This window comes from Candidatus Nitrosopumilus sp. bin_7KS (assembly GCF_054095835.1).
In genome coordinates this window covers 179,741-196,930 of record NZ_JBSWSO010000006.1, presented here as the reverse complement: position 1 = coordinate 196,930, position 17,190 = coordinate 179,741, and the positions used below count along the sequence as shown (strand labels likewise).

Genomic DNA, 17,190 nt, shown 5'->3' with positions numbered 1-17,190 from the left:
GAGATTTGTTGATACTGTATGAGTGCAAATACGATTAGAAAAGCCAAGAAACTTGTTGAAAGTGGTGGTGTGGTAAAAATTGATGAGGATTTATTTCAAATAAAATCTTCATCTGATCCTGAAAAATCATACTTTGTAACATCAGACACTTGTGAATGCCCTGGTTTCAAAAATTTCTATAAATTTCATCATGGAAAAGGACTAAAGGCAAATTGTTCTCATTTGGAAGCAATTAGGATATTCAAAGAAAATCCAGATTAGGTTATTTCAAATCTTTTACGTCTATTTTTCCGACATGTGCTTTGTTTTTTGTTATTATGATTGGTCGTAAAATTAAGCCTGGATGCTTTACCATTAATTTGATCAATTGACTGTCTGATTTTTTGATATTGTCTAAATCTAATTCTTTGTACATTTTGTCTCTTTTTCGTAACAATTCTTGTGGTTTTTTACCTGTCATTTTGATGATTTTTTTTAATTCAATTTCTGTGAAAGGATCTTTGAAGAAATCTCGTACATCTATGTCTATTTTTATTCTTTCAATACTTGAGATTGTCTTTTTGCAGGTAATGCAGGTTGATTTATGATATACTTTCAATCTGTTTTAATTTTTAACTTGGATTAAAATTTGTTTAGAAAAATGAATGATGCTGTCATATGCAACAAATGCTTTTCTTAAACTCTTCTGAATTTCTTTCAAAATCACATTCTTTACATGCTTGCCAACTTCTTTTTTTAAGAATTGAAAATGATGCATCGTATGATACTGAATACATTTTTCCACCACATGAAGGACAAGGTAATGGGATATTTATTTTCATTAATTTTTAATATGTAATTTTGAATATAAGAGACGCGTAGAATTTATCTATTCTATTTCTTCACTTGATTGTTCTGACTCTTCTTCTGAATCGTCTAAATACATTTCATTAAATTTTTCAAGAATTTCTTTAGGGATTGACAATCTGTCTAGATATGCTTGTCTTGCTTCCTCATATGTTCCTCCATTCTCAAGAATTTCTGCTCTAATTTTTTGAGCATCTAAAAAGTTATTTTGAGTATAGTTTAATTGATTGATTACTAATCCTCTGATTTCTGGATTTAGGCCTCCGATATAATCTTCATACTGGTAACCGCCATAAGTGCCATAACCTGGCTTGTATTCCTCGATTGCTTGGTTTCTAAGATTTTCAGCAATTCTTCTTTGTTGTTCTAAAAATACCTCTTCTGCAATTGGTTTTTGAGATTCTTTTTGTTTTGCAATTAGTTCGTCAAGTAATCCATGATAATATTTGAATAAAGTTTGACCTATTGGGTTTCTATCAAAATCACTTTCATTTGAGCCAAGATATTTTCTTGCTTCGTCTGTCGATAATTGTTGTTGTAACAATGAATCTGGATTTGCATCTCCTTTTACTTGAAATTGAGTACTTGATAATCCTGTCATCCCATACCATGAAGCAACTACGTTAACGGTATATGTTCCTGGTATTCTTTGGAAATTTACAAATTGTGCTTTAAATTCTCCATCAGGATTTGTGAATGCTTTAGTGGTTTCTGCACCTGTTCTAACTAAAACTTCCACGCCTCTAGTAGGCTGATATGCGTGGTCTACTACTCTTCCAGTCACAACTACTGTGTCTCCCGCATATACTGCGCCTTTTTCCATGTCTAATTCTACAATAAAATCCCAAAGTACTGCCTGAGAAGTTGGAATTAATGAGAATAAAATTACAAATGAGCATAATCCTATAACTATGGCTTTATCGTTATACACATGCATTTGTTTTGATTTTTGCAGTTAAGACAAAGTATGAATAAAAATTCGCTAATTTTCAATTTTAATTGAGTAATTATCTTTGATTTGAGCCTTGAATCTAGGTCAATTTAACAACCCCTACTAATTCTTAAACCACTAAAATTATTCTATCTTAAATCATGGATTTGAAAAAATTCAGCAATGATATTTTTGAAATGTCTGAAAAACTCTCAAAAAATCTAAAAGAAAATGATGCTTCTAAGCTGAATCATGTTGGGAAACAATTGATTGGGATGTATAAAAAAAATCTTGTTAAAATCAACCATTCTATTTTAGAGATAATCTGTGCTAGTAATCTAATCTCTAGGGGATTTACTGTTGAAGTTGAAAAAGACATTTCTGATATTCTTGTTTGTGATATTTTTGCAAAAAAAGGTGGAGGGAATAATATTATTGAAATTGAAACTGGATTTACTCCTCCTGAACATGCTATGGATACTATCGATTATTTCTCTGCAAGAATAATGAGTAAGATTGCAAGATATAGTCAATACTGCTCAAAGTTCTCTTTGGCCACTCCTGTGGTGGGATTGTTACCAATTTCTAAAATATTTCTATTGCCTCCAAATGCACGAAAAAAAGCAGATGTGCAGAGAATTAAAGATCTTTGTGATCGGTACTACAAAAATCCGCCAATAGAATATGATGATATTTTGAATGCTCATCTTCATTCAATATATCTAATTAATATCGACAAAGGATTTGCTAAAGAACTTGATCCACAAGGATACATGGATTTGACAAATGATCTGTTTGAACGAAGTGAAGTCCAGTATTGAGACTATCAAATAGAAAAAATTCAAATCCTCCTATTTCTTAGTGATATTAGGATGATTTGTGCAGCATGTGAAACTAGGAAGCATTTTGAATGCATTGATTGTATGAATAATCACAAGACTCATCTTTGTAGCTGTGATTGTCATGATGAAAATACAGAGGCTCATGAAGTAGGGAAATCTCATTAAATTTAGTTTTTAAATTTTCTTTCAATCTCTTGAGCCATAATTTCTAATTGACTTGTATCTCCTAATTTTCTATATGTTAATTTTTCTATGGTTTTGATGATACTAATTGCTGATCTATATTGTGGTATTTCAGGTTCATTTAGTTCTCCATACATTCCTATTCCTTGAATATTATTCATTTTTGCAAACCCCAGAATCAATCCATTAAAACCTGTGATGATTGATTTTTGAGGGGTGGTTTCTACGTTTAACCCCTCCATCTGTTTTGTCAGCTCTCTTGATGTTGTAGTGATGTATGTTTTGGGTTCATTATTGAAAATTCTATTCGTATGAAATCCCCCTAACGTGTAGATAAATTTTGCAGAATATTTTTTTGCAGTATCTATAACGTCTTGACACAATTCATTTAATTCGTTATTACTTTGTGGTTGTCCTTTACCTCCACCAAAAACTATCAAATCCTCGGTGTATCTATATTCCCACTTTTCATCAGGAATGTCCACATATCCTCCTCTATCAACAATATATGTTGGAAATGGTGTTTTTGCGGTTCTGAATGTTTTTGTTCTAAGTGAATCGTTGATAAAATTTACAACTATACTTCCAACATTTCCCATATCTTGCATTGCAGCTATGATGATTGGTTTTGTAATTTCTGGTTCTTCATTTTGAATGAATTCCATGACCTCTATGAAATTTAATGAAGTTTAAACGTATGTTGCCTGTTCGATTTTTTTATCATGAATTTAATTTTATAAAATATTTTTGATTTATTATGATTCAATTTTTTGAAATATTATTTTAATTTATTAATTATTTTTTAAGATTAATTATGTGGATAAGCAATCTCCATTATTTGAGGAAAAATCCTCCTTCAAACTTTAGTGATATTTTTCATATGTTTAATTTTGATTTTTTTAAGAATTTTTTCGATTTTTGTGCCTAGAGATCAACTCTGGAAATTTACCCCATAAGTAAAAATTGATATCATATTTTAACTCTTGTAGATTTTGATTTCCTTTTTTAATGATCGAGATAAATATGAAGATTCATAAGTCAAAAAAACTTTCTGTCGACAAATTATGGAAACATCCATGGAAAACATTGGCACATTAGAGTATGTTCTTGACAAATACTCTAAAATTTGGAGCTGGAAAGTCACGGGTGATCGTGCCGTCAGTATGATCTCTAGACTTGTCTCAGAGGCGTGGTATGGGGAGAATGTGAATGAAATTATTATTCCTGATAGTACAGAAACTGTAAAACAACTCAAACTTATCATGGATAGATATCCACTTGAAATTTTATCAAAATCTGTTTGGCAGAGAAAAATTGTAAAAACATATGCTCCTAAGCCTACGATCCCTCCAATCAAACTTAAACTAAAACGTGCAAAAACCGGTGAGCAGTTTAGAGGAAAACTATTGAATTTCCAAAAAGAAGGTTTGGATTTTTTATTAAAATCATCTGGAAATGCTTTACTAGCTGATGAGATGGGACTTGGAAAAACGGTTCAAACACTTTCATATGCTGCAACTGAAAAACAAACTTTCCCTCTCCTTGTTGTCGCTCCATTAGTTACGCTAAACAATTGGGAACGTGAAATTCAAAAATTTCTAAAGAAAAAAAGTAGGAATGGGCGTATACTTGAATCTGAATCTCCAAGCGTTACAATGATTAGAACTGGAAAATCACATGAACTTCCTAAGACTGATATTTACTTAATTAATTATGAATTGCTTTTCAAAAGAAATGATGATTTGGCTAAATTGGGATTAAAAACAATTGTTTGCGATGAGGTTCATAATTTAAGATCAAAAACAACTCAAAAATACAAGGCTGTAAAAAAATTAGCTGCAAACAGTTCAGTTCTTTATAGAATTGGTCTTTCTGGAACTCCAATTTACAATCGCGGCTCAGAAATTTGGCCAATTATTGATATTCTAAAACCCGGTTTATTGGGAAGTTTTAAGGAATTTTGTGAATACTTTTGTTATGTTAATGAAAAAGGAAAAGCGATTGTTTTAGAAAATAAACGTGCTTCATTAAGAAATGAATTACAAAAACATGTTATGCTTCGAAGAAAAAAAGCAGATGTTCTAAAAGAGCTCAAAGATAAAGTTCGTTACAAGGAAGTTATTGCTGCAGATACTGATTATTATCTTGAAGAATTAGATAAAGTTTGGAAAAAGGTAGAATCAGAACAAAAAGATGCAGATTCAGAATTTATTAAATCTGCTTCATACCATAGGGCCATACAAAGTGAACGACAAATTGCTGGAATTGCAAAGCTCCCACATGTAATTAATTTTGTAAAAAATATTATGGAAATTGAAGAAAGTGTTGTGGTGTTTTGTCATCATAAGGTAATACACAAGTTACTTCATGAAAGCCTGCAAGAATTCTCTCCTGTCTCTATAATTGGTGGACAATCTGATGATCTTCGTCAGGATCAAATAGACAAATTTCAAAGAGGTGAATCAAAATTAATGATTGCAGGTATTCGTGCTGGAAATGTAGGTATCAATTTGACTAGAGCAAAATATGTAATTTTTGCAGAACTTGACTGGAGTCCTGCTATTCATAGACAAGCAGAAGATAGACTTCATAGAATTGGTCAGAAAAATACTGTATTTGCCTATTATTTGATTGGAAAAGGAACTTTGGATGATCATGTTGCCAATATTTTAGTTGATAAGAGTTATGAGATTGATGAAATCATGGATGAATCAAAAGAAAATTACGAAAATAAAGACAAAGCTGAATTGATTCTGGCACAAATTCAAGATAAAATTAGATCAAAATAACTAAATCTCTAATTTTTCTTTTAGGGTGGATAGTTTTTCAATAATCGAGTCTTTTTTTGTTTGTTCTAATTGTGTATCTTGAATTTCTTTTATCGCTAATTCTATGATGCTGAGGATTTCTACATCTTGTTTTACTTCTCCAAATTTGGTATTATCAAATCCATCCGTTTCTGTCTTGTCTATCTCGAGTATCCCTTCAGGAAGTATTTCATAAACTTTGATTACTTTATCTTCTATTCTTTGGGGTGACATTAACACAAACTGATTTTTTCTTAATCTTTCAATATCTTCTTCAATTTCATTTCTAGATAATTTTAAAATATTTTCTATCTGTCCAATATTACATGATTTAATTTGTAATAATCGTAATATTTTTGCCCATGTGGGAATATTTTTACTCCAAAGAATTTCTTTTGCTAATTCAGTAATTGAAAATGAGCCGTCATTATTCAATGAAATCATCTTTCTATCTTTTAATGTTGCAAGCGAATCTAATAATTTCCCAACCCCTAATCTCTTTAATTCTGAATTCTCTAGATTGTTTTCATTAAATGTTCCATTTTCATTAATTGCTAAATGTAAAATCTCTAAATCAATTGTTCCCAGTTTTCTCATAATGTTGCCAATTTCTTAAGATTTATCATTCTTTGCACTTGAGGAATATATGTGGATTATGTTGGATTGACTTATGGTTCAATACGAACTCCCAAGATTACCTTATGGGTATGATGAACTAGAACCATTCCTTGATACAGAAACAATGAAAATTCATCATCAGAAACATCATCAGGCATATGTTGACGGGCTGAACAAATCCCTTGCTGATGTTGGAAGTGCATCTCATCCACAATACATTTCATCTGTACTCTCTGATCTAAAATCTATACCTGAATCTGGAAGAAGTGCGATTAACTTTTTTGGTGGTGGTTTTGAAAATCATAGATTGTTTTGGGAAACCATGACTCCGAATAGCGATGGACAACCAACTGGTCAATTAGAGGATCAAATTGATGTTTATTTTGATAATTTTGAAAATTTTAAAAAAGTTTTTTCTGAAAGAGCAATCAATATTCAAGGTAGTGGTTGGTGTTGGCTAGTTTTTAATTCAACATATCATAAAATTGAAATTATCACTACTGAAAATCAAACTAGTCCTTGGACTCTTGGAAAATTCCCGTTACTTGGTTTGGATGTTTGGGAACATGCATATTATTTGAAATATCAGAACAAAAGACCTGATTATGTTGATGCATGGTGGAATGTTGTTAATTGGGATTATGTTGGAAATAGATTTTCAGAACTTGCATAATTTTGTTTGATTTGGACAAATTCTTTTAAACAAAAACCATATTTTTTACTCATGAACAAGAGTCTAAGATACATTGCACTTCTTGCAATTTTACCCTTGTTTACAGCAGGTATGACGACAGATTATTTCTCGGATGCTGAAGCCCTCAAAAGCAAAGGTACTGGAACATCACAATATGGTTCTAGTACTAACATCTGTGGATTAGACCTATGCTCTAACTATCCTGGTGGTAAAACCGCTTGGAAGGCAGATCAAGGTAGTAGTGTCGCTCCTGTAGCTCCAGTTGAAAAATCTATGAAAAAAGAAACCATGATGGAAAAAGAAACCATGATGGAAAAAGAAACCATGATGGAAAAAGAAACCATGGAAGAAACTGAAGCAGACTTGGGTTCTGTACTTAGATTATCAAGAGCAAATGTTCCAGCAATAATTCCTATGCATCAAGGTTACTACAACGGTGAGGATGTTTACTATATCATCACTGATTCTAGTGATCCAACACATGCAGAAATAATTACTGAAAATCAAGGATGGCAAGTAGAACTTGCTCCTTTGTTGAAGAATGCTCCTAAAGATGCACTATCAAAAGTATACTTGTTTACCAACGGCATTGAAGGCGATGGTATACATGGATATCAAGGTCAAGTGTTCACTAGTACTCCTGCACAAGCAGATGTATACAGTGCATTGACCTCACATGTACACGTAATGTGGAATGAAGGTGCAACTCCAAGAGTGCTTGATTCAGAATCAGTAATTATGGAAGCATCTAAGAACAATGAAATTACATTAACCGAAATTAATGTAGTTTTGAATATGCCACAAATAATTTGGCCTGAAGGTCAGATGATGGTTAAGGAAGATAAAACATTAACTGATGTTACTCCTTATGGTGGCGGTCAAGTTCTTGATATAGATACAGACGAGATGAATGTAACTTTCATAGCTCATCGTGGATGGGGTCCAGATGGTAGAACAATCTATTACATTGTAACAGATGCTACTCCAAGTGGTCCTGCCGGAATGATGGGTGTTGTAAGTTCACCAACATCTGCAAGATTGATTGCAAATTCAGCAGCAGTAGATTTGTTTCAGTTCAAAAATGGTTTAACGGGTACTGGTCCATTAGGATTTCAACCTGGTATAGCAGCAGGAGCTCCTGGCGATGCTAATTATTCTCCAATGTGGAGAATCTTTATGATTGGCTGGGAAAATCCAGATGATGCTCAATTGCTAGAAACTATTGATGATATGAACGCATACAACGAAGCTGGTTTGATCAACATTGGTATTGCACGTCCAATGGATAGTGACCATATAGTTAACTGTCCATTTATTGACCCATTCCAATAAGATCTTTTTTATTTTTATTTTTTTTAATTATTGAACATTTGTTCATTTTTAAGGGTTTTTTTTAACATTTTTTCTGAAAATCAACTATCTAACTTATCTTTGATTGTGAGAATAGTATATCATGAGTATTGCTGGAATGTATATGTTAAACACAGAAGAATATAGTTCAGAGAAAATTCATCAAGCTCTATCTATGCTTTATCTTGATAGAAAGAATGAATTTCGTGAATTATCTGAGGTTCTTCTAAACAAAAAAGCACTTAGTGCAATGTCTAACTGGAAAGAATTTGTTTTAAATTTCAGCTTGGATGTTGAAGATGCTTTTAAAACGTGGTCTGGACAGAGTCCTTTAGCTCCTAGTTCTCCACAAAAAGCTTTGACTTTGTTAAGACAATTAGGTCATGATAAGACCTCCATGAATCAACTAGCGCATTTGCTAAACATGTCCTATAACATATCTTGTGAATTCAAAGAGATTTACAGACGCCTAAAATAATTTCTTTTTCTTTTTAATGTAAATATCTAAATTCTACTAAATTTTCATCTAATCCATATGGGATTCAAAAGAGGAATCAACACGTGTGTAGAATGTGAAAAAAAAATGAAAGAAGATCCTAATGACACGGGCATGTGTACTAAATGTGGTAAAGCACAAAACCGTATTGAATCAACAATATACAAAGAATTAATCGATGAAGGGAGATTCCCATAATATGGATTTTATGCTAGAAGAAGAGTTGATTGATTTGATGACTTTTTGTCTACAGAATCCTGACTCTGTAGAAATATCTGATAAACATAAACGAATTACTGAAATTGGTCATGAGTTATTTGCAGATGGTGGAATAGATGCATTGGAGAATTTCTTTTTCGTGCTAAAAAATAGAATTACTGAAGAAATAGAAAAAGATCCATCCCCAATGCGTTCGCTTTGGAATGGCCTTACTGATGAATGGCAGTATTAAATTTCTCTAGTGAGAAGTTTATCCTCTGCCGATTCTAAAAATGGCTGTACTACATGTAGGGCATGTACCCTTGATTGCAGGTTTACCATTTTTCATGGTGTATGGTTTAGGGCCGCCGATTTCTCGTTTGTCTCGACACTTTACACAATATCCTATTGTCATAATTTCATTAGACGCAAGGTCATATTAGCGAGAACTTGTTGAATTTTTTTCACTATATGACAAATCTCCGATCCCATTTATTGTGTTGCAGAACAATTTTATTCGTATCGGGGAGTTATTTGATCTTTTTTTAGGAATAAATCATTCGAATTCTTTAAATTTATAATATTTTTGCAATGTATTTTTAATAATATTAGCTCACGTTGATTGATAATTTCACGAACTCTGATAATGCACTATGGTTTTTCAAACCTTCCCAAACAAAAATTTCTGCAATATATTTTCCTGAATCACTTGGTGTCCATGATAATGATGGACTAAGTTCTTGATCTGGAGTAAGTTGACCGCTTATCCATCCTAATGATACTACAAGATCTAAATCATTTTTAATTTGCACTAGATAAACAAAATTTTGTGAACTTGTCTGATGATTTGTAATGTCTGAAGAGATCTGGATTTGTTGATTGACGTTTATGTTGTCTAATACTGGAACTCCAAATGCATTTTCTAATCTTGGTTCTATAATTGATGTCCTTTCTAACTCTGTTAATGCAAATGCTGGTGTGATGCTTACAGTGATCACTAGTATTGCTATTAGTCCTATGCCCCTGCATACCATGATCTTTTTGACATTTTTTAGTTACAAAAGCCTTTCTGCATCAAATTTTAAACATTAATTGAAAATAATTCAAAATTTCTCTAAATTTCTAATTACTGTGCTCTTTGAAGTAATAATTTTTCCTGGATTGAGAATATTGCTAGGATCAAAATATTCTTTAATTTTTTTAAATGTTTGATGGTTTTTTGAACCATATTGTTTTTTGATAAATTCTGAGCGTGCAAGCCCATCTCCATGCTCAGCAGTAATTGTACCTCCAAGTTTTAGAATTTCTTCAAAATACTCTATTGCGATCTTTTTGATTATTTTGTTTTTTTTATTTTTTGAAATTAACCGTACATGCACATTTCCATTCCCTGCATGACCATAGACGATTGATTTTGTTTTGTATTTTTTGTTTATTTTATTTAAAATTAAAAATAATTTTGGGAACTTTTCCAAAGGAACGGCAGCATCTTCAATAATGTGGGGAATTCTGTTTTCTTTTTTTATTGATTTTAAACTATAATGTAGTGATGAATCTCTATACCTCCACCACGTTGTAATTTCTTTTTGTGTTTGTAATTTTTTAACAATATGTCCTGTTGTTATTTTTTTAAATTTTTTTTCATTTAAATTGATTTTTTCATCATATTCCACAAAAAGTAGGCATTTACTTTTTTTATTAAATTTACATTTTATTTGATCAAATGTGGTTTTATCTACAAATTCAATCGCTGATGGATTTGTTTTATTGATTTCTAAACAATTTTTTGCAGCTTTTATTACTGATTCATATTCCGCAATGATTAGAATTTGTTTTTTTGGCTTATTTTTTATTTCTAATTTTGCAGATAAGATTATTCCTAATGTTCCCTCTGACCCAATTATTGTTTTATGAACATCTTTATCTGTTTTTATTTTATCTAATCTATATCCTGATGAATTCTTAGATACTTTTGGAAATCTTTCTAATTCTATGTTATTTGCAATTTTTTTAATTTGATTTGCAATTTTTTTATTTTTTGGTAAAGTTATTTTTTTAGCATTCCCGTCAATGAATGTAATTTCTTTAACATTGTCGATTACACTGCCATACTTTAGACTTCTACTGCCACTGGAGTTGTTTCCTAACATTCCTCCAACTGAACAAAATGATCCTATTGATGGATTTGGTGGGAAGAATTTTTTTGACGCCTCTAATTTTTTATCTAAATTACCTTTAATCACACCTGATTCCACTCTGACATAATTTTTGGCGAGCCTAATTGAAGAAAATTTTTTCATATCTAATATTATTCCAGAGTTTAATGCACTTCCTACAAGACCTGTCCCTGCACCTCGTACAGTTATACTGATTTTTCTTTTTTTAGCAATCTTTACTGTATGAATTACATCTGACTCGTTTTTTGGAATCACTATTATTTTTGGAATTATTTTATAAGAACTTGCATCAACTGAATAAAGTTCCCTAAATTCTCTAGTGGATACCACTTTTCCTTGAATCTTTGATTCTAATAATTCTATGATTGATTTTTTCATGTGGTAAAACTATACTTTGATTCTATAGTAATCCCATCTTTCAGGATCAAACAATGTTACAAATTCCGCCTGTTCCTTGTCTATTCTTGCTCTAATGACATCTCGTAATGCAAAACTCGTCATAAATTTGAATTTCATGGAACTTGCCTGCATGATGAACATGTGACGCATTTCACTACCTCCTTTCAATCCCCAGTATCCCATTTTTAGTGCCAATGGTTCTAAGAAAATCGTGTTTCCTTCACCATAATTTTCATCTCTAATTTCTTCACGTAATTTGTAGTTCTCTAGTGGCCCGCCTTTTGAAAATCCTACAATTTCTCCATTTTTGTTATTTAGTCTTAGAGTATTGATGATTACTTGCGGGTCTTTTACTGATTTTTCAAAATTTTCTTTTTCAAATTGTAGTGGAGATGGTAGTTCCAAAAATATTTCATATAATGTCTTTATGAATTTAGGATCATCTCTCATTGTCATGGATTCGATTGTTGGGATTAGCTTTAGATTTTCATAAGAGTAATCTGCTTGGATGGTAATTTCTTGTTGTCTAATTTTCATAAATGACAAAACTGTGTCAAAGAAATTTTTCCTCATTTCTTTTGGAAGTACTTTGAGAATCCCTTTGGCCATATCTGTTTCTTTGTTTAATAGTTCTTCAAAATATGCAACTGCACTTCTTATGATTAATGATGGTCTCCATGCTAAAGCATGGGCATTCATTTTTGCCATCTCCATTGCTTTAGTAAAATCCCCTAATGCATAACCGCTGATTCTATCGACAACTGATAGATACCATCCCATTTCCATGATGTGCTCTTGATATGGTAGATTGTTTCTTGTTAAATCAGAACTATCGAAAGATTGTTTTATTTGGCTTTCTGCATTTTTCCTTAATTGCCCACTCCAAGGATATGTAGTTCTTAAAATCAAAACTTTGATTATTTCTAAATCCATATTTGCATCTTTAATTAATTGACGAAGTTTTCTATCCATTGAAATAAATTTTAAAACACTCTCTTCATGAGGTTTATCTACGCTTTTTTGAGGATCAAAGTCATGGAATAATGCTGCAACGTATAGATATTTCAGATCTTCATTTGTAAATTTAATTTTCTCTTGTTTATTTGCTAAAAGTGAGACATAGGTTACTTCTAATTCATGATTGATGTTATGATATCCGTAATACTCTGTTCCTAATCCTTGACTTTCAAACAAATCAATTGTATAATCTAGCATTTCGACATAACAGTCGTCTTCTAATCCATTTTCTACCATGAGGCTGAGAATTTCATTTCTCATTGAGTGAGTATTTGCAAATTGCTGCAATGATCTTGATCTGATTTACTGTTTTTAAACATGATCTATTTTTTTGAATTTATTTAAAAATTATAGTTAGAAAGATTCAATAGAATTCAGGTTCGATTATTTTTGAATGCTATTTAACAAGGATTTATTGGATAAATTGATGGATTTTAATGAAAAAAATTCTCCAAAATTTACACTTTATGTTAATGAAAAAATTTATCCCATTTCCAGTACTTTGATAACTAATTCTCCAATTCCTGTAAATGAGCCCACTACTCGTGGAGGGGTATATTTTTCAGACAAATTTGCATACAAAATGAAGTGTGTTGTAGACGACCTTTCAGTCATTCCATTGTTGACTAAGAAAATGCTCGGCCCTAATACTGAATTTGGTGAACTTAAAATCACTACTCAAATTGAAGATGCTGGTAAAACTTTGCCTATTGAAATTTTTACCAATCTAACAAACAGCGTTCAGACTCCAACATCTATTGAACTTAGTTTAATTATTGTAAAGTTAGAATCTGTTTAAACCACTCTAAAATATTTATCATATTTTTCTCTACGTTCTTTATCTGATAATACTTCATATGCTTTGTTTAGTTCTGCCATTTCTTCCTCAGAATTTCCTTTAGTTTTATCTGGATGTGTCTTTTTTGCAAGCTCTCTGAATTTCTTTTTAATTTCTTCTGGGGTTGCATCTTTTGTAACTCCAATTATATCATAATAATTTGGCAGTTCATTGTCGTTTAGTGCTTCTCTGAATTCCTTGTCGTCTTTTGTATTTCTTCTCTGTCCTAATTCCTCATAATCATCTCCCCAATCAGAATGATATTTCTCAAATGTCTTATCTTTTTTTGATTCTAAATCCCCTTTATCATATGATGTTTTTCTTCGTAGAATGATATCTCTTGACAAAAATAGAAATAGGCCAATTACTGCAATTGAAAAACCTGAAAAGAGAATTATTTTTTCATCATCACTAACTTGTAATACTCTATCTGAATCGCCATTTTGGGCATACGTTGTTTGTATTGTTCCAAAACTAATTGCTAGTATTATTAAAATAGTGAAATTCTTCATTTTTTTTACCTATGATAATCTGAAATCTTCTTTTGCAGTATTTAGAACTACATGAGTTATTGTATTTTCCACATTAGGAATTGTTGCCAGCTCCTTTACAAACTTGCTCAATTCCTTTCTTTCTTTGAATTTTGCAATGATTATTGTATCTGTTGAACCTGTAATATCATATACTCCACAAACATTCTCAAATTTTGCTATTTCATCCTCAATATCCATAACTTTATCATTTTTGGCAATGATTTCAATAATTGCAGTCATTGAATATCCTATTTTTTCATGATCAATAATTGCAGTATATCCGTGGATGATCTTTTCTTTTTCTAATTTCTTTATTCTTGATAATACTGTCACAGTTGACATTCCCAGTTTTAGAGCAAGCTGCCTGGCAGATTGCCTTGCATCAACGAGTAAATTTTTGAGAATTTTCTCATCTGTTTCATCCAAGTTCATATTCTATAATGGTGAAAAATTTATTTAAATTTTCATGAAATTTATGTAAATTTGTTTGATTTTAGCAATCCCTGTCTTTAGATTTTCTTTCAGATTTAATACAAATGATGTCTAAAATAATCTATGGGTGAAATTGAGGCACTTGTCAAGAAAGGTCAGATTCTGATGGATGAAGGAGAATTTCATGATGCCCTTGGTTACTTTGAACAAGCCCTTCTATTGAACCAAGATGATCCTGATCTTTGGAATAACAAAGGAATTGCATTGCGAAGTTTAGGACGATACGAGGAATCTATGGAATGTTTTAACAAATCTCTTGAGATTGAACCTCGAGACAAATTTGCATCTTGATTTAGAATTGGTTATTGTATAATGATCGCTAATTTAATAATTAATTTTTCATATTTGAAGGGTGAGTAGTCAGATTTTATGTGAACAATTGATATCTGATGAGACAAAAAATCAGTTTATTATTGACAAAATAATATCCCATTCTGTGAGTAATGAAATTGAGAAGATGCTGACACAAGCTTTTGAATGTGTTGAAGATGAGAATTTCTCTGAAGCTTTAAAATTATATGATTTGGCCCTGAAAAAAGATCCTAGTAATGTCAATATCCTAATTGACAAAGGTGCAACTTTACAAAATATGGGTAAATTAAAACTTGCAATTCGTTCATATGATAAAGCACTTAAAATTTCACCTGGCAATATTGATGCATTGTTGAACAAAGGGTCTACATTACATTCCGATGAAAAATACCTTCAAGCCATAGAGTGCTATGATTTTGCTTTAAAGATTGACAAAAAATGTGCTATGGCACTTGCATACAAGGGTCTTTCATTGGGAGAAATGGGTGAACTTGGAGATGCCATAAAGCATTTCAAAAAGGCATTATCAATTGACAAACATTATGATTTGGCAAGTATTTCAAAAGACATTGCTCAAGAATTGTTAAAATCAATTAACGAAAAAAAATCTAAAATACAGTAACGTCGCCCGGTGCTGGCTCTCGATTTGCTTGTTTTTCATTATCTTTGAAAAAGTCTACATGCTTTGAATTCTGATGCTCCCTTAATTCTTCAATGTTCTCAAAACCTTCATGACACAAGTAGCATTTTGGTTTATGTTCGTCAACTAGAGGAAGTACCATGTTAGTTGTGATATCGTTGACTACTTATTTCTTGAGATTATCATGAATGTTTCTTCTTGGCTTTAGTTTTGATTTCATATAGTTGGAATTTGAATATGTATTTCAGAACCTTTGTTGGTTCCTTCTGATTCTGCCCAAATTTTGCCTCTGTGATTCTCTACGATCAACTTTGATAATGCTAATCCTATTCCTGATCCTCCATGTTCTCTGGTAGATGTTGTATCTACTTGATAATATTTTACAAATATTTTATTGATGTTCTCTTTTGAGATTCCAATCCCATTATCTTTTACTATGATGTTGATTTTATTTGTACTTTTTTTCACAGTAACTTTGATGATTCCATCTTTTTTTGGACAAAAGTCTATTGCGTTACTGAGTAAATTTACCATAACTTGATTGATTCTATCTTTATCACAGTTACACATTGTGTTATTTTCAAATTCTTCTATAATGCAAATCCCTTTTTTCAAAAATTCATCTTTTAACTGCTCTACACTATCTTTGACAATAACTGAAAGATTATTTATTTTCATATTGAATTCAAATTGTTTCATCTCAATTCTACTAATATCTAGCATATCTGAGACTAGATTTTGCATTTTTCCGCAACTATTTTTTATCCTGATTAATCTTTCTCTTTGATTCTCATTTAATTCTCCATATTTTTTTGACAAAAGTAAATCTACATAGCCTAATATTGGAACTAGGGGTGTTTTTAATTCATGTGTTACCATGGCAGAAAAATCCTTTTTCATTGTATCAATTTTATTTAATTCTATTACCATTTGAGAAAAATCTTGTATCAATTCTTTGATTTCATCGGGACCTTTTGCATCAATTGTTATGTCAAAGTTTCCAACAGCAATTTGCTTTGTCAATTTTCTTAAATCTTTAATCGGGGCTGATAGTTTTTTTGAAAATAATATTCCTAGTAAAATTGATAATCCTACCAATACTGGAACTGTAATCTGGAGTGCAGCTGTGCCTTCTTTTGATCCTTTCTCTATACTTGCGTATAGTAAATCTGATGTATTATCTAATGATTTTATGGTATTGCCATATTCTACATTGTTAATTTCAGCATGATGTTTCCAAGAATCTAAGTATCTTTGTTTTAACTTTGTATATTCATCACTTTCTAAAATTTCTACAGCTTGTTCAGAATTCCCTTGAGATACTAACTCAAATGCAGTATTTTCCATTTTGACTAGTTCGATGTTGATCTTATCTAGTTCTAAAATTATGTCTTTATCTATAGGTGAATATGGATCTTTGAGTATTTTGTCTAAGAGTGGTTCAGTTTCAAAATACCTTTTTTTCCATTTTTCATCTTGAGTGAAAACATAATTTCTCGCTGATTGGGTTAAAATTTCATCATAGTAAATTATTTGTCTATTATTATCTAAAACAATTGCATTAGTTTTAAAATTCTCAATTGATTCTGGAACCGTAATTTTGAGAGTGTCTATGATTGTAGAGAATTGATATATTGAAATTAATCCAATTGCTCCTGATATTGCAACTATTATGAGAAATCCAAGAATAAGACTCTGTGAGAATTTCATAAATTATGATTTTTTAAACAACTGATGAAACAACTTATGTAAAATAATACTTTATTTGGTTAATGATTTTGAACTCATTTTTAAAAGAATTTATCATATGCTAACTT

At 31.2% G+C, this 17,190-nt stretch carries 24 protein-coding genes; 11 read left to right on the top strand and 13 right to left on the bottom strand.

Annotated elements, in window-relative coordinates; genetic code table 11:
• The first annotated feature begins 18 nt into the window (after positions 1-18).
• The gene (locus ACW9W4_RS07495; RefSeq protein ID WP_457761848.1) at positions 19-261 is read left to right on the top strand and encodes a hypothetical protein; all 243 of its coding nucleotides are present in this window, start codon (positions 19-21) and stop codon (positions 259-261) included.
• Between the two features lies 1 nt (position 262).
• Here the strand turns inward: ACW9W4_RS07495 and ACW9W4_RS07490 are convergent, their stop codons facing one another.
• Genes ACW9W4_RS07490 through ACW9W4_RS07480 form a run of 3 tightly spaced genes read right to left on the bottom strand, consistent with a single transcriptional unit; the run spans position 263 to position 1,777 of the window.
• Positions 263-598, bottom strand: coding sequence for an arsenate reductase family protein (locus ACW9W4_RS07490; protein ID WP_457761847.1), 336 nt, complete (start codon positions 596-598; stop codon positions 263-265).
• Positions 599-653: 55 nt separating this feature from the next.
• The gene (locus tag ACW9W4_RS07485; RefSeq protein WP_457761846.1) at positions 654-821 is read right to left on the bottom strand and encodes a hypothetical protein; all 168 of its coding nucleotides are present in this window, start codon (positions 819-821) and stop codon (positions 654-656) included.
• A gap of 47 nt (positions 822-868) precedes the next feature.
• Positions 869-1,777: a carboxypeptidase-like regulatory domain-containing protein gene (locus ACW9W4_RS07480; protein ID WP_457761845.1), complete on the bottom strand. Its 909-nt coding sequence runs from the start codon at positions 1,775-1,777 to the stop codon at positions 869-871.
• Positions 1,778-1,938: 161 nt separating this feature from the next.
• Between ACW9W4_RS07480 and ACW9W4_RS07475 the strand changes: the two genes are divergently transcribed.
• The gene (locus ACW9W4_RS07475) at positions 1,939-2,598 is read left to right on the top strand and encodes a hypothetical protein (RefSeq protein WP_457761844.1); all 660 of its coding nucleotides are present in this window, start codon (positions 1,939-1,941) and stop codon (positions 2,596-2,598) included.
• Between the two features lie 188 nt (positions 2,599-2,786).
• On the opposite strand, the gene ACW9W4_RS07470 is transcribed toward ACW9W4_RS07475, so the two are convergent.
• Positions 2,787-3,467 carry a PAC2 family protein gene (locus ACW9W4_RS07470; protein ID WP_457761843.1) on the bottom strand — a complete coding sequence of 227 codons (681 nt, stop codon included), beginning with the start codon at positions 3,465-3,467 and terminating at the stop codon, positions 2,787-2,789.
• Positions 3,468-3,866: 399 nt separating this feature from the next.
• Here ACW9W4_RS07470 and ACW9W4_RS07465 point away from each other — a divergent pair, with 399 nt between their 5' ends.
• Complete coding sequence (locus ACW9W4_RS07465) at positions 3,867-5,591, top strand: DEAD/DEAH box helicase (RefSeq protein WP_457761842.1); 1,725 nt, start codon at positions 3,867-3,869, stop codon at positions 5,589-5,591.
• Here ACW9W4_RS07465 and ACW9W4_RS07460 read toward each other — a convergent pair whose 3' ends face one another.
• Positions 5,592-6,206, bottom strand: coding sequence for a hypothetical protein (locus ACW9W4_RS07460; protein WP_457761841.1), 615 nt, complete (start codon positions 6,204-6,206; stop codon positions 5,592-5,594).
• Between the two features lie 73 nt (positions 6,207-6,279).
• Between ACW9W4_RS07460 and ACW9W4_RS07455 the strand changes: the two genes are divergently transcribed.
• From ACW9W4_RS07455 to ACW9W4_RS07435, 5 genes are all read left to right on the top strand, one after another.
• Positions 6,280-6,900: a superoxide dismutase gene (locus tag ACW9W4_RS07455; RefSeq protein ID WP_457761840.1), complete on the top strand. Its 621-nt coding sequence runs from the start codon at positions 6,280-6,282 to the stop codon at positions 6,898-6,900.
• Positions 6,901-6,951: 51 nt separating this feature from the next.
• The gene (locus ACW9W4_RS07450) at positions 6,952-8,253 is read left to right on the top strand and encodes a DUF7482 domain-containing protein (RefSeq protein ID WP_457761839.1); all 1,302 of its coding nucleotides are present in this window, start codon (positions 6,952-6,954) and stop codon (positions 8,251-8,253) included.
• A 121-nt stretch (positions 8,254-8,374) separates the two neighbouring features.
• Entirely contained in the window at positions 8,375-8,749 is a 375-nt protein-coding gene (locus ACW9W4_RS07445; protein WP_457761838.1) for a hypothetical protein, read from the top strand.
• Positions 8,750-8,806: 57 nt separating this feature from the next.
• The gene (locus ACW9W4_RS07440) at positions 8,807-8,965 is read left to right on the top strand and encodes a hypothetical protein (protein WP_457761837.1); all 159 of its coding nucleotides are present in this window, start codon (positions 8,807-8,809) and stop codon (positions 8,963-8,965) included.
• Position 8,966: 1 nt separating this feature from the next.
• Complete coding sequence (locus ACW9W4_RS07435) at positions 8,967-9,218, top strand: hypothetical protein (protein WP_457761836.1); 252 nt, start codon at positions 8,967-8,969, stop codon at positions 9,216-9,218.
• An 18-nt stretch (positions 9,219-9,236) separates the two neighbouring features.
• Here ACW9W4_RS07435 and ACW9W4_RS07430 read toward each other — a convergent pair whose 3' ends face one another.
• The 4 genes from ACW9W4_RS07430 to ACW9W4_RS07415 form a co-directional block, all read right to left on the bottom strand.
• On the bottom strand, positions 9,237-9,380 hold the full coding sequence (locus ACW9W4_RS07430; RefSeq protein ID WP_014964934.1) for a DUF5679 domain-containing protein: 144 nt from the start codon (positions 9,378-9,380) through the stop codon (positions 9,237-9,239).
• 193 nt (positions 9,381-9,573) lie between these two features.
• Positions 9,574-9,999 (bottom strand): hypothetical protein, encoded by a 426-nt coding sequence (locus ACW9W4_RS07425; protein WP_457761835.1) that lies wholly within the window; start codon positions 9,997-9,999, stop codon positions 9,574-9,576.
• A gap of 69 nt (positions 10,000-10,068) precedes the next feature.
• Positions 10,069-11,520 (bottom strand): FAD-binding oxidoreductase, encoded by a 1,452-nt coding sequence (locus ACW9W4_RS07420; RefSeq protein WP_457761834.1) that lies wholly within the window; start codon positions 11,518-11,520, stop codon positions 10,069-10,071.
• Between the two features lie 9 nt (positions 11,521-11,529).
• Positions 11,530-12,819 carry an HD domain-containing protein gene (locus ACW9W4_RS07415; RefSeq protein ID WP_457762073.1) on the bottom strand — a complete coding sequence of 430 codons (1,290 nt, stop codon included), beginning with the start codon at positions 12,817-12,819 and terminating at the stop codon, positions 11,530-11,532.
• A 166-nt stretch (positions 12,820-12,985) separates the two neighbouring features.
• Here ACW9W4_RS07415 and ACW9W4_RS07410 point away from each other — a divergent pair, with 166 nt between their 5' ends.
• Complete coding sequence (locus ACW9W4_RS07410; RefSeq protein WP_457761833.1) at positions 12,986-13,357, top strand: hypothetical protein; 372 nt, start codon at positions 12,986-12,988, stop codon at positions 13,355-13,357.
• Here ACW9W4_RS07410 and ACW9W4_RS07405 read toward each other — a convergent pair.
• Both ACW9W4_RS07405 and ACW9W4_RS07400 read right to left on the bottom strand, forming a co-directional pair.
• Positions 13,354-13,908, bottom strand: coding sequence for a J domain-containing protein (locus tag ACW9W4_RS07405; RefSeq protein WP_457761832.1), 555 nt, complete (start codon positions 13,906-13,908; stop codon positions 13,354-13,356). The genes ACW9W4_RS07410 and ACW9W4_RS07405 overlap by 4 nt on opposite strands.
• 9 nt (positions 13,909-13,917) lie before the next feature.
• On the bottom strand, positions 13,918-14,361 hold the full coding sequence (locus tag ACW9W4_RS07400; RefSeq protein WP_457761831.1) for an Lrp/AsnC family transcriptional regulator: 444 nt from the start codon (positions 14,359-14,361) through the stop codon (positions 13,918-13,920).
• A gap of 123 nt (positions 14,362-14,484) precedes the next feature.
• On the opposite strand from ACW9W4_RS07400, the gene ACW9W4_RS07395 reads away from it, so the two are divergent.
• Entirely contained in the window at positions 14,485-14,712 is a 228-nt protein-coding gene (locus ACW9W4_RS07395) for a tetratricopeptide repeat protein (protein WP_457761830.1), read from the top strand.
• A gap of 145 nt (positions 14,713-14,857) precedes the next feature.
• Positions 14,858-15,355 carry a tetratricopeptide repeat protein gene (locus ACW9W4_RS07390; protein WP_457761829.1) on the top strand — a complete coding sequence of 166 codons (498 nt, stop codon included), beginning with the start codon at positions 14,858-14,860 and terminating at the stop codon, positions 15,353-15,355.
• Here the strand turns inward: ACW9W4_RS07390 and ACW9W4_RS07385 are convergent.
• Positions 15,342-15,515 carry a hypothetical protein gene (locus ACW9W4_RS07385; RefSeq protein WP_457761828.1) on the bottom strand — a complete coding sequence of 58 codons (174 nt, stop codon included), beginning with the start codon at positions 15,513-15,515 and terminating at the stop codon, positions 15,342-15,344. The genes ACW9W4_RS07390 and ACW9W4_RS07385 overlap by 14 nt on opposite strands.
• A gap of 74 nt (positions 15,516-15,589) precedes the next feature.
• Positions 15,590-17,083, bottom strand: a complete 1,494-nt coding sequence (locus tag ACW9W4_RS07380; protein ID WP_457761827.1) for an ATP-binding protein — start codon at positions 17,081-17,083, stop codon at positions 15,590-15,592.
• Positions 17,084-17,190 lie beyond the last annotated feature (107 nt).